Here is a 12,626-nt window from a genome sequence, read left to right as displayed (position 1 = left end):
CGCCCATGGGATTTACCTATGGGGCGGCTTGCTCTCTTTGTTTAATAACATCATTTGCTTTTTTCAATATTGGTATCCATTCCAGCATTCGTCAGAACATCTTTTATTCTCTTCTCAAATTTATCAGCTCTGACCAACGCTAACCCTTCCTTTTCATCTCCAAGGATTACCATCTTACACCCGCCGGTCAATCCGAACAATTCCCGTGCCTCCTTTGGAATAACAATCTGTCCGCGCTCACTTATTGCAACGGTTCCGAAAATATGCTTACCTTCCGGAGCCGGTGCCATAGGCGTATTCTCTACCTGGTACTCACGAATCAAGCTGTCGATGGTGATGCCATATACTTCGGCCAGCAAGGCACACTTCTCTATATCCGGTATTGTCTCTCCGCTCTCCCATTTACCATATGCCTGACGGGAAATATCTATCTTTTCAGCAATTTCCTCCTGCGAAAAACCTTTCAATTTTCGCAGCATGATCAGATTCTCTTTCAGCAAATCAAAATCCTCATTTCTGCAATGTATTAACGGCTTGGATATAGAAATCACTATGAACGGTATGAATTACATGATCACTTGTATCCGTCTCCAACAGGCTGCAATTATCTCCGATGTAAGAAACGGCACGCTCAGCCTGCTCGCGGGAAGCAGCGCAGAGATATGTTCCATTATCATCCACCTGTTCCTTCGCGTGAATGTACACGCATGGAATTTCAATATCCGACAGGATATCCTCGTGCCTGAGGCCATGATTTCAGCTCAGGTCATAGAAACGCTCTCCATATGCAAAATCATACTCTATGGCATATTCAAACACATACCAAATAGAAGAAGGCAGATACCCAATCTTCACAGCCGCATCAGGATGCTTGTCATGATATTTCTGAGCATAATCAGCAATACCCGGCATTGCATTTTTCATATACAGCTGCCCCCAGTAGCAGTGACGGAGGTAATAAGCTTCCCAGCACTCCGTCTTATCCGACTTATTGTAATCATGCAAAGGCTTGTACGTATCCTTATAGGCAAAGCTGTCCTCCCAGCCTTCTCCCTCGGTTGAAAATACCGGAGGGTCTTCAAGCACCACACCCGCAATGTTGCCACCGCCGTATGCCGCAACATATGCTGCCGTGATAGCTCCGTTGGAATATCCGGCAACAACTGTAGGCTTGCCGATGACATTGTTGATAAACCAGATCAGATCGTCACCGTTCACGCCGAGATAATAGAGACTTTCATCGTGTGATGATTCTCCGTGTCCATATACATCAACAGCATAAATATGCCATTTTTTGCCTAGTTCAGGCATGACAAGCGCATAATCCTCCCATATGCCCATCTGTCCGTGAATCAGGAGAAGTGGCGGTTTATCATTTTCAACCTCTCCGTAATTGATGATGCTTCCGGTCGGTAATGTAATCTGCTTTTCTGTAGCGTGAACCTCATGCAAAGCCTTCTCATATTTATTATACCAATGGATGTTACGATACCAATATATACTGAATACTATCGTACCTACGGCAGCAATTATCAGAATAATAATTAAAATGATTTTTATCACTCTCATTTCGCACCCTCTTTCGATAGTTTCTATATTAATTATACCCAAGGGCGCGTGTAGACTCCACCAACCAAACGCGACATATTTATATGACTTTTGTAAACTTTAGTTGCGTATCAGGTTCCAGCCAATCTACCTCCATCAGTCTGATTTGCTCACCCACAATTCCTTTATTTTCAACCCTTCCCGACCTTGACATCTAATCCGCAGCCACAACCTGCCCAACATCTAATCCGCTAACTCAACCCCTGACATCTAATCCGGCAACCCAACCCTGTCACATTTTGGCCGTAAATTGGTCTTGATAAGTTACCGCAGAGCGATTGTCCAGCTGACTTCTCTCGAAGCTGACGGAATCCGGAAAGTGCTCAAGGGCTTTCGAGCCTCTTATGTGTCTCGCCTTGACATCAATACTACCGTCTCAACATGGCTCGATTGCTCCGAATTGATGTCAAATTTAGCCCGTCTGTAAACGGGAATTGCTCCAAGGGCATTTTTACCCGAAAATCGCCATTTTCACGACCGCGCTCGTTAGCGGAAACAGGTCAACACCCGCTGTTCTACCTATTATATGCAGTCCGGACAAATCGCCGATCGCTTCAAGACTTCGCTCGACGGGAACAAGTCTGAAATCCCATCGCCTCAACCCTACTGCTGCCGAAAACGATACTTTCCTTTTCCGTGCCCAGAGACCGGCTCGATGATCCCGTGCTCTGCCATCTCACGCAGCAACGCGGAACTTCTCGTTGGCTTCAGCCCAAGTGCATTCTGAACATCCGATCTGCCGAAAACGGCCTGCTGGCCTAGTTTCTCTCTCAATTCCTGAATATGCGAAGCGGTCTTTGCTGTGAACACATCTTCAATGTTCACTTTTTCTTTTCCAATGTTCGCTTTTTCTTCGTCAATGTTCACTTTTTCAGGCTCGCCAAATGCTCCGCTGATATGCAATGTCCGGTTATGCAGCGGATGGTTTTCATCCAGCAGGAGATTGCGGAGGAATGTCTCAAGGTATTCTGTCGTTTCATGAATGCCGTTTTTCAGATCGTTGTAGTTTGCCCTGAACAGCGAATTACGGAAATACCATGCGTTCTCGGCAAAAATATCGTTTGTCACATCAAAGCCCAGCGTGCGCAGATATTTGATAAAGAATACCGCTGTCGTTCTGGTGTTGCCCTCGCCGAAAACATGAATCTGCCACAGTCTGGAAACGAAATAAGCAAGGTGATGAATGATCTCGTCCATCGACAGATTTTTATAAGAGAACTTCTTCTCTTCGGAAAAATCATAATCCAATGTTGCCCGAAGCTCCGTGGCACTGCCGTAGAGTACGGTCGCGCCGTTCAGCACCCATTCCTTCTTCGTAATGTTGTAATCCCGAATCCGGCCTGCGTGAGAATAGATCCCGGTGAACAGCTTTCTATGGATAGAAAGATACTCATTCGGCGTAAAACTGAAAGCTCGCTCAGAAAGAAGTGCTGCAATCCTCGCGGAAACCTTATCTGCCTCCTCAGTGCGGTCAGATGCATCACGGGCAGGATTTTCCTTGTAGTAGGACTGCAGGAGTTCATTTGCTTCTTCAAATGTGATCTCGCCCTCGATATTCCGGACAGCCGTCCGCACCAGATATTCCGATGTCTTGAGTCCATCAACCGCCTGCAGGCCAATGGCTGTATGCCAAGCATAACCTTTGTCCCGCTTGTCCGGCTCGGACTCCTTGATATACTCCTTAAAAGGATCTTTGTCCATGTGACCTCACCTCACTAATTCTTAATTTGCACCCGCACGGAAACCACCGCTCCCGCAGGTGTCGTCTAACAAGACGCTATCTTTGATACAATGTGCTTTTCCCGAATATGTGTCCCGATGCCCGTAGAAAGCCTTATTCTGCGGGCTCTTTCGCTTTTCAGAGGGCATAAACCGGCCTGCGAAATACGGCTGATATGCTCTTGCTGTCGCTGTACTCATTCCGGCTGTGCCTCCTTTCCGAAACCCCTAACAGGCAATCCTTAAAAAGTGTGCAATCCTTAAATTGTTTAGGAAACCTTAAAAGGTTTACCTGTCTCCATAGTAGACGACGTTCTTTTCCTTGTCCCGGCGCTTATTTACCGTCGGGTGGCTGTCATTGATTCTTCTGTAGCACGGACAATCTGATCCGTGGTCATTGATGATACCGCAAGCCTGCAGGTGTGAATAAACGGTTATTTCACCCATGTACTTGAAACCTCGCTTCTTCAGATCCTTACTGATCCGTTCTGACAAACCGTTGCTGGCGGGAATCCACCCGTCTGCGTGCTTGTTATAAAGAATGGTCTTGCCGCCCGAATAGCTCCAAATGTAGTCAGAAAAGCTGCCGTACTCCTCACGAATCTGCTGGAAGCATCTCGCGTTATTGATTACAGCCTCAATCTTCCTGCAGGATCGGATCATGCCCGGTGTGTCCAAGATGCGCTGAATGTCAGCTTCTCCGTACTCGGCGACCTTGTCATAATCGAAGTTCTCGAAGCAAGTCCGAAATATCTCACGCTTTTCCATCATCATGTTCCAGTTCAAACCGCACTGCATGACCTCCATCATGAGGAATTCAAACTGCTTCTGGTCATCGTGGAGTGGGACACCCCATTCCTCGTTGTGATATTTTATGAGGAGAATCCTGTTATGTTTAATCTGCGCTCCAACGAGATTCAAAATCGTCATTAGACATCTTGAGTCCGCTATTTATACTCTCCCCGTTACACCGGTGTCCCGACTTCGATCAGGTTCCCATCCGGATCATAAAAGCGCACTACTTTCTGACCCCAGCTGTGCGTCATCAATCGGTTCACATACTGAACCGAAGGATAGTATCTCTCAAGCCTATCAACAAACGCTTCGATATCGGGCTCCTCAAAATAGAGTTCACTTGTGTTATTCTGCGGGATCGTACCCGCCCCCAAAAAGTCCTTCCAGATTTTTTCCTCCTGAAGAACAAGCCCCTCAGTCAGGATCATATTGCCGTCATTATCCAGCACCGTTTCAAGTCCAAACAAATCGTGATAGAACTTCTTCGATTTCTCGATATCCTTCACCACAATCAATACATTCTTCAGCTTCATCCTATCACCTCTCGTTTCTGATTTGCTGCTCAGTTACTTTGCCCGTCCTGATATAATGCCCCTCCTGAATTGCGGCAAATGTCGCTGCTGCACAGGCGATGATGCATATACCGGAAATCACTTCCTGTGGCAGCTTAAGGCCAATAAAGAGTGGCAGACAAAACATGATGCCGCCGGTTATCTTATTCATGATCGAGTGGACAGCCACAAATTTGCGGCAGACTACAAATCCGGATATGAGATTGATCAGTTTTATCAAGGCAATAATCGCCGTCCATATCCATAGCCATGTAGGAACCATCACGTTCATGACTATTTTTATAAGGACAGCAATGACGAATACCAGATCCGCAACTGTATCCAGCTTTGCTCCGAAAGATGATTCCTGATTCAGTTTTCTCGCTATGATCCCATCTGCCATATCAGTGGCAGCGCCCAGAAAATAAAAAACGTAGAACGGAACTGAGAAAACAGGGGCAAACAGAATCAGCAGAGCAAACACGATTCTACTTGAAGTAATAGCATTTGCAGCTTTCAATCTATTCATCAGTCGTTTCCCGTGAAATACCGTATACCACGGTAAGCTCATTCTCATTATCAACGTATTCATCAAGTTTTTGCATACCGATTGCCCTTGCCGTTGCTGATGAGGCGTCATTCGCAACTTTCATATAGGAATATACGAAGCGGAACGGAGTGTGTTCAAATGTCCAGTTGCGGACGGCCGCAGCCGCTTCTTTTGCGTAACCTTTTCGCTGACAGTCTTTGCGGATATGGTAACCGATTTCGGGCTTGAAGCTTCCGTTGATATTCTGAATGGTCAACCCGCAATCACCGATCATCTCACCGGTGTCTTTCAGGCAAACTGCCCACAGCCCGAACCCGAATATGCTGTAGCGTTCCTCGTTTTTCCGAATCCAGTTGCGTACACGTTCTTCATCAAAAGTATATGGATAGTGCTCCATAATATCAGAATCAGCGAGTACGGCATACAGCGCGTCAAAGTCAGCTTGGCTCATTTCCCGCAGCATCAATCTTTCGGTTTCCAGCAACATCTATCTATCGTTCTCCTTATTTTTTCCCTGCTCATATTGTCTGATGCCGTTTTTTGTATCTGGTTCAAGTATGAATTTGCGGAAGAACCAGTTTCCTTTATTGATATCTTCGCCGTAAAACCTGATATCAGACTTACGGCTCTTATTTACAAGATCCGTCTCTATACCGACCGCTTCCGGGATCTCGCACGGAATCTGTTTACAATCACTCCCGTATATTTTCGTTCTGCCATTCATGCGAAAGCCTGCTTTTTTCATCATCCGTCCCATTTTTCCCGGCATATATTCCAGTGCACCGATGCTGTTAGCATAAACTACCGGAGTCTCAAAAGCTTCTGCATAACATCCGCAGAAATAATCATTTGTCGCTATTTCATCATCAGCTTTTGAAGGATCAGCCGGAGAACCGTGTGGAAAGAGAATAAGCGATACCTGCTTATCTTTCATATTGTCGTAGAAGTGTTTTCTCCGGGAATGATAGCAAATCGCTACGCCGACATTCCCGAACGGTGTTTCTATCAGATTATCAAAATTACCGCGCTTAAAGATGGCAGATTCTCCTTCGGACTTTGTGACAATGCCGCAAACGCCATCGGCGTTGACAATCATGTAACGGTTATAGTAATCTCCGTTTTCCTTATCCAAATATCCGACTCCCACATAGGTGTCGTATTTTTGAGCCATCTGTATTGCCCACGCTGCGGTATCCCGTCCGCAATCATCTGCATATTCCCAGACTTTCTGACTTGCCATATAACTGCAAATTGCCAATTCAGGGAGGACAACAAATTCCGGCGACGGCAAGATGGCAATCAGAGATTCGATATATTCTTTTCTGACTTTTATACCTTTAATGTCATTATCAAGCTGCAAAGCAAATATCCTCATGATTGCTCACCTCCACAAATCCTATATTATTCAGTCTCGGCCTTGACATCTAATCCATAGCCACAACCTACCCAACATCTAATCTGGCAACTCAACCCCTGACATCTAAACCGGCAACCCGACCCTATCACATTTTTGCCTCAAATGCGCTTTGATATGTTACCGCCAAGCGTCTGTCCACCCGGTCTCTCTCAAAGCTGGCGAAAGCCGAAAAGGGCCTGATTTCAAGGATTTTCGCACACTTTAATCCTTGACCCTTGACATCAATACTACCGTCTCAACGTGTTCACCATTGTCCAAACCTATGCTCAAATCATTTTCAATAATCGGCAGCTTAAACCGAATTGATTTAAGCCACTGACCATTGGGTTTGCGTTCCTCATAAATCTGTATTTCTGCTATTGATATTGTCAATATTAGTTGACACATTTTTCTCAAGGATATCACTGACTATGCTGCCAGTTCCAAATCCTCATAATACTTCCTGCGTTTTATCATAGGAGGAAGCCCGCCATTGGCAGAGCAGATCCTCCGGTTATTCCAGTAACTGTGGAAATATCTCCAAATGAGTACTTTTAATTCCTCTACCGTCATCTGCTTTGTGTCATAACGGCCATAGAGAAGTTCCGTCTTCATTCTGGCCCACATGCTCTCGCAGCGGGCATTATCATGGCAGCGTCCTCCGGCACTGTTCATGCTTTGATGGATGTGGTACTTCCGGATGGTCTGGCGGTAGGCCTCACTGGTATACCGGGTTCCACGGTCACTGTGGATGATCGCGCCTTCCAGTGCAGGATAAGCAGTCAGGGCGCTTTCCAGTGTATGGATACACAGATCTGCTTTCATGGTTGTTTCCATTGCCAGACCAAGGACACTAAGATCAAAGCAGTCGAAAATCGCAGATACATACAGTTTCCCATTGGATGCCGGGATCTCCGTGATATCTGTAATACATTTTTTCGATGGGGCATCTGAATGAAAATCCCGCTTCAGCAAATCATCCGATTTCATAGCCTCCCGGTCTGCCTTTGTAATTCCGTTCGGTTTTCGCTTTGGCCGATGGATCAGGCCAATCTGCTCCATAACCCGGTATACGGTTCTCTCGCTGGGAATTGATACTCCCTCCGGCTGCTTCAGGCACAGCGCCTGATACATTCGGAGCCGTCCGTAAGTATCGTTACATTCATCCTCGCTGGCAGTCTCTTTCATGGCATCCGCCAGATCCTGGTACTTCCAGGGACGGTCTTTGTTTGCAAGATATTTATAGAAGCCTTGCCGACTGACACCAAGCATCCGGCAGTAAAATGAAATTTTCCCGGTCATCCTGCCGTCCTCTGTTTTCAAAGCCAGAAAGATCATTCTCTGGTTTTTGCTGACTTCCGACGGCTGGCGGCGAAAAAAGCACTGGCTTCCTCCAAAAATTCGTTTTCTTCCTTCAGGCGGCGGATTTCTTTATCCTGCTCCTTAACCCGCTTACGCAGCATGGTAATCTCTTCTGACAGGCTCATTGCGCTGGCAGGGGTATGAGAACCTTCCCCAATATCCAACTTACCAGCTCTTACGGCTTTCAGCCATGTATGCATGGTTCCTTCAGGGATACCTAGTTCTTTAGCCGCCTTAGCGCCACCGATTTCTTTGGCAAGTTTTACTGCCTGTACTTTGTATTCATGGTCATATTTACGTGCCACTTTAAATACCTCCTTATTCTCTTGGTTTTATTATGAAATCCTTGAGAATAAGCTGTCAACTTTTTTATACCACACCACTCATGTTTGTGTCAATTTTCATTTACTGATTCTACGAATATGGATAAGCTGCAATACATCTCCATAAACACAATCATCTGAATGCACGTCAATCATCAACCATCTTTGTCCATTACCTTCTTTTGTATTCTGATACAACTCCTGGATTTCCTCCGATAAGTGCGGAAGTTGATTTTCCACATGTTCCTTCTCTTTATTGCCCACCACAACCAGAACTGTAAAATATCCGTCTTTCGGATAGACAACACATAGGGATTTCCCAGACTTTTTAAATTTTACATTCCACCCGCGCGCCCAGACATCCTTACTATATTCGATTTTACGGATTGCTTTATATTCCGTATCCATGTATTGACAAAACGTATCAAATAACGGAAATCCAATATAAGCGCCAATTTCCCCAAGCGACGGCGCATGGCTTATATCTTTTATATCAATCATCTCAGTTCTCCCTATGCTTCTATTTATCACTTAGCTTGTATTGGCACTCACTGCACTCTGCATCATGGATTGAAATAATTCCTCCACATTCCAGGCAGGTATATTTCTCTTTCTGCCGTGCAAGAAATCCGGCCATTCCCTGCTCCTTTACCATTTGGCTGTTTCCCATCAAGCTGGCATGGTAGCGGATATTATAACTTTTTTCCAACCGCTTTATCTGCTTACAGGGATATTCAGGGCATTCAAAACAATATGTAATCTGCCGCTTTGCCACGCAATCTTTAATCTTGCATTTCCGGCAATGCTCTGGTTTTCCCTGGTCACTTTTCAGGCAGCCTGCGCATGGCTTTCTATGATAACAATGCTTATAACAAACCAGGCAGTTCATCCCACAGGGGGCAAACATGACAGGCTCTATCTTTTCTGGCATCTTCATTTGCAATCAGCTCCTATTATCTCTTTACAATCCAGCGAATTGTTATTTATTTTCTTGCTGAAAAAAATAACACTGTACCTGTTGTGTACGATTCAATATCAGTAAATCCAGCCGATTCAAAAAATAATTGAAGTTCCTTTTGGCTATACACCCTCACATCACCTGTTTTGGAAAATGGAAATACTACCGTGTTGGCAAGCCAACGCACCACTGGAGAAAAAAATGGTTCAGCAATAAGGACTTTTCCATTCTTCTTCAATACCCGCATACATTCATTGGCAAAGACCTGGGGTGTTTCAAAGTGATGAAATGCACAAGACACCGTTATGACATCCATACTCTCATTTTCAAAACTGAGAGGAATACAGTAACTCGCCGTAAATGTACATGCCGGGTATCTTTCTCTGGCAGAGGCAATCATATTTTCAGAAATATCTACGCCAAAAGCATTGACTCTCGCCTTTTTGGAAAGCTCTCCAAGCAAATATCCATTTCCGCAGGCAACGTCCAGAATATTATCTCCATCCCTGAGCGCTGCCTTTTTAATAATTTCTTCTTTATGGGGTCTTGTGTATCTGCCCTCCGGGGCAGAATCATATTCCCACGCCATCTCATTATATACTTTTTGAGACTGTTCCGTCTTTTTCCCCACCGCTATTCCTCCGAAATTCTGTTTTCTGGTAAGTTTAGTTTACTACATTTATGATATACCGTCCATAATAGGAACATGCTTTTGGATATTCCCCAAAGCCTATCCCCTGGGGTAAACCTTCTGTTATATCATCACTCTTCGGAAACAGAAATACACATCTATTTTATTCCCATAATAGCGAAATCCTTTGATTTATCGGGCCTTTCTCGACAGTAAGCAGATCGTCTCGACAGTTGTTTCGTATTCCAAGGGAAGTTCTTTTACTTCTTTCCCATCAACCGGAACAGGAAAATTGAATACGATATTCTTTATCCAACAGCCATCTTTCCTCTTTTCCGGGAATATATCAATTCGCTCAATAAAGGCTTTCATAAATTCTTTTTGCTCTACCTCTGTTGCAGAATCATAGATTTCATCAAATGCCAATAAAAGCTGATAGATATTATCGCCGGATATTTTTTCCTGCTGAATACTGCGAATCTGTCCTTGCAGTTCTCCAATCTGCCCTTCGATTTCCTCTATGGTATCATACTGTTCATCATAACGTCTCTGCAAGTCTAAAATTTTTCTATCGTAATGAGCATCGTTAATATCCAAGGTATCCATCTGACACTCTATTCGGCTTTTTGTTCCAAATGCCTGCTTTAATTGCCCTTTCAAAACATCAAGCTGCTTTTCCATGTCTACCGTATCAACAGCCGTTCCAATCTTCGCTTTGATAGCTTCTACAAATCGTGGCTTATTTACCATAGCAGAAATAATCTTTGCTACCATTTTATTGATTTCTGTCTGCTCAATGTTTAATCGGAAACTACACTCATGCCCTGTTGGTGTGACTGTATTCTTGCAATAGTAATAATATCTTGTTTTATTGTCTTTACTATGAGCCTTGGCGATATTACCATACAAGTTTTTACCACAACAAGGACATTTTAAGATACCCGACAAAATATGTGCGTGGTCTGGGTTATTGACCTTTTCCCTTTTGAAAGCATTGCGTTTTCGCTTCTCCTGTGCCAATGCCCAATCTTCCTCGGATATAATAACTTCATGCTGCCCCTCATAAACATTGAACTCCGATTGCTCTACTACGTGCATCTCGTTTCGTGTTCCTTGCTTCTTTTCGGTTCTTCGTCTGCCATAAGCTATTTTCCCCATATAAATAGGATTGTCCAACACATCCTTTACAAAATTGCTTGAAAATCCGGGTATGGTGTTATTCTGTCTCAGTTTCTTTATATAACCGTTACGATTCAGATACTTTGCAACTCCTGCAACACCTTCATTTGTATGGATATAACGGTCATAAATCACTCGGATAACTTCTACTTCATCTTCTGCAATGACAAGATTTCCATTCTCCAACTTATAGCCATAAGGGGCAAAACCACCGTTCCATTTCCCTTCACGAGCCTTTTGCCCTACCTGCCATGGTTTGAGTACGAATGTTCTCTCGCTCAATTTCTGCAACAGCGGATAATACGGAAATCATCAATTTTCCGGCATCCTTTGAACTATCAATACCATCTTCCACACATATCAGATTCACTCCAAAATCCTGCATAAGCTGTAAAGAATTTAGAACATCTGCCGCATTTCTACCAAATCGGGAGAGCTTAAATACAAGAACATAGGAAACACCATCTTTATTCTCCTGAATGTCATTTAACATCCTCTGGAACTCCTGTCGCCCTTGAATATTCTTTCCAGAAAAGCCTTCGTCAGAATACTCTTCGGCAACAATCATATCTTCGTATGCAGCATACTTCCGTAGCTTATCACGTTGGGCATCTAAACTGTATCCATCTACTTGTACAGCAGTAGAAACACGGGTATAAATATAACATTTTACATTTCTTTTCAATCCACATCTCCTCCCGGTAATCTTGCCAATGCTGTATTATTGATTGCTGACAAGGTCTGCATCTGCTTAATCGCCAATTCTCTCAAAAGAATCAATCTTTCTGATTGTATTTTTCCCTGTTCAATCAGAATAGCATTATAACTTTCCATATTTGCCAATACTAATAACTGATTCAAGTTTGCTTCGTCACGAATATTACCTTTCTTTTCCGGATTCTCGTTACGCCATTGCTTTGCTCTTTTACCAAACAATGCCACATTCAGCAAATCAGCTTCACTGGCATAGGTATAAGAAATCTGTTCTGGTGTAAGCTCTGGTGGAACCAAATTTTCCTTTATGGCATCTGTATGAATACGATAGTTAATTTTTGCAATTTCACGATTAAGATTCCAATTCAATGACAAACGGCTATTTTCATCTTCTTTCAGTCGCCGATAGTCCTTCATAATATACAACTGAAACTCTGGTGAAATCCATGTTGCAAAAGCCATTGCTATATCACTATGAGCATATGTACCACCATAACGTCCTGCTTTCGATACAATTCCTATAGCATTTGTTGTTTCAATCCATTTTGTAGGTGTCATAACAAAGCGATTTAACCCTGCTTCACTTCTAACCGCCTCGAATTGCACACGGTTAAAATCCGGATTGTGTAATTCTTCCCATACTGCAAGAAATTCAACTGTATTTCGATTACGCATCCAGTTCTGAATTACAAAACGAGGGTCATCTTCATTACGATATTTTGCAATATCCGTCAATGAAATGTATTCATTTTGAAAATCAGATGTATAAATGCCAATGTCTATTCCTTTGGCATGAATCGTTTCCTTTACCGTTTTCTTAGCCATTTCATCCTCCTCATT

At 43.7% G+C, this 12,626-nt stretch carries 15 protein-coding genes and 1 pseudogene; all 16 read right to left on the bottom strand.

What is annotated here, in order from left to right; translation table 11 throughout:
- Window positions 1-50 precede the first annotated feature (50 nt).
- Entirely contained in the window at window positions 51-500 is a 450-nt protein-coding gene (locus tag HDCHBGLK_RS13380; protein ID WP_198524586.1) for a helix-turn-helix domain-containing protein, read from the bottom strand.
- A gap of 256 nt (window positions 501-756) precedes the next feature.
- Window positions 757-1,569, bottom strand: a complete 813-nt coding sequence (locus HDCHBGLK_RS13375; RefSeq protein WP_004608047.1) for an alpha/beta fold hydrolase — start codon at window positions 1,567-1,569, stop codon at window positions 757-759.
- A gap of 642 nt (window positions 1,570-2,211) precedes the next feature.
- Window positions 2,212-3,309, bottom strand: coding sequence for a Fic family protein (locus tag HDCHBGLK_RS13370; RefSeq protein WP_130574609.1), 1,098 nt, complete (start codon window positions 3,307-3,309; stop codon window positions 2,212-2,214).
- Window positions 3,310-3,330: 21 nt separating this feature from the next.
- Window positions 3,331-3,528, bottom strand: a complete 198-nt coding sequence (locus tag HDCHBGLK_RS13365) for a hypothetical protein (protein ID WP_039909955.1) — start codon at window positions 3,526-3,528, stop codon at window positions 3,331-3,333.
- Between the two features lie 87 nt (window positions 3,529-3,615).
- The gene (locus tag HDCHBGLK_RS13360; RefSeq protein ID WP_004608045.1) at window positions 3,616-4,257 is read right to left on the bottom strand and encodes a DNA-3-methyladenine glycosylase I; all 642 of its coding nucleotides are present in this window, start codon (window positions 4,255-4,257) and stop codon (window positions 3,616-3,618) included.
- Between the two features lie 35 nt (window positions 4,258-4,292).
- Window positions 4,293-4,655 carry a VOC family protein gene (locus HDCHBGLK_RS13355; RefSeq protein WP_004608044.1) on the bottom strand — a complete coding sequence of 121 codons (363 nt, stop codon included), beginning with the start codon at window positions 4,653-4,655 and terminating at the stop codon, window positions 4,293-4,295.
- Window positions 4,656-4,659: 4 nt separating this feature from the next.
- Window positions 4,660-5,202 carry a CDP-alcohol phosphatidyltransferase family protein gene (locus tag HDCHBGLK_RS13350; RefSeq protein WP_004608043.1) on the bottom strand — a complete coding sequence of 181 codons (543 nt, stop codon included), beginning with the start codon at window positions 5,200-5,202 and terminating at the stop codon, window positions 4,660-4,662.
- Window positions 5,195-5,710: a GNAT family N-acetyltransferase gene (locus tag HDCHBGLK_RS13345; RefSeq protein WP_004608042.1), complete on the bottom strand. Its 516-nt coding sequence runs from the start codon at window positions 5,708-5,710 to the stop codon at window positions 5,195-5,197. The genes HDCHBGLK_RS13350 and HDCHBGLK_RS13345 overlap by 8 nt, the downstream gene beginning before the upstream one ends.
- Window positions 5,711-6,598: a carbon-nitrogen hydrolase family protein gene (locus HDCHBGLK_RS13340; RefSeq protein ID WP_004608041.1), complete on the bottom strand. Its 888-nt coding sequence runs from the start codon at window positions 6,596-6,598 to the stop codon at window positions 5,711-5,713.
- 450 nt (window positions 6,599-7,048) lie between these two features.
- Complete coding sequence (locus HDCHBGLK_RS13330; protein ID WP_004608039.1) at window positions 7,049-7,957, bottom strand: IS3 family transposase; 909 nt, start codon at window positions 7,955-7,957, stop codon at window positions 7,049-7,051.
- Window positions 7,954-8,286, bottom strand: coding sequence for a transposase (locus HDCHBGLK_RS13325; RefSeq protein WP_002584636.1), 333 nt, complete (start codon window positions 8,284-8,286; stop codon window positions 7,954-7,956). The genes HDCHBGLK_RS13330 and HDCHBGLK_RS13325 overlap by 4 nt, the downstream gene beginning before the upstream one ends.
- A gap of 96 nt (window positions 8,287-8,382) precedes the next feature.
- The gene (locus tag HDCHBGLK_RS13320; RefSeq protein WP_004607685.1) at window positions 8,383-8,805 is read right to left on the bottom strand and encodes a DUF3788 domain-containing protein; all 423 of its coding nucleotides are present in this window, start codon (window positions 8,803-8,805) and stop codon (window positions 8,383-8,385) included.
- A 19-nt stretch (window positions 8,806-8,824) separates the two neighbouring features.
- A complete protein-coding gene (locus HDCHBGLK_RS13315; RefSeq protein ID WP_004607684.1) occupies window positions 8,825-9,241 on the bottom strand; it encodes a DUF3795 domain-containing protein in 417 nt (138 codons plus the stop codon).
- A gap of 46 nt (window positions 9,242-9,287) precedes the next feature.
- Window positions 9,288-9,851: a class I SAM-dependent methyltransferase gene (locus HDCHBGLK_RS13310; protein ID WP_154567883.1), complete on the bottom strand. Its 564-nt coding sequence runs from the start codon at window positions 9,849-9,851 to the stop codon at window positions 9,288-9,290.
- A 234-nt stretch (window positions 9,852-10,085) separates the two neighbouring features.
- Window positions 10,086-11,757, bottom strand: a pseudogene (locus HDCHBGLK_RS13305) (recombinase family protein).
- Window positions 11,754-12,611 (bottom strand): KilA-N domain-containing protein, encoded by an 858-nt coding sequence (locus tag HDCHBGLK_RS13300; protein ID WP_004607680.1) that lies wholly within the window; start codon window positions 12,609-12,611, stop codon window positions 11,754-11,756. The pseudogene HDCHBGLK_RS13305 and the gene HDCHBGLK_RS13300 overlap by 4 nt, the downstream one beginning before the upstream one ends.
- Between the last annotated feature and the right edge of the window lie 15 nt (window positions 12,612-12,626).

Source organism: [Clostridium] scindens ATCC 35704 (assembly GCF_004295125.1).
Taxonomy (GTDB): domain Bacteria; phylum Bacillota; class Clostridia; order Lachnospirales; family Lachnospiraceae; genus Clostridium_AP; species Clostridium_AP scindens.
The sequence above is the reverse complement of the archived record's forward strand: the minus strand, read 5'-3'. Positions and strand labels throughout refer to the sequence as shown.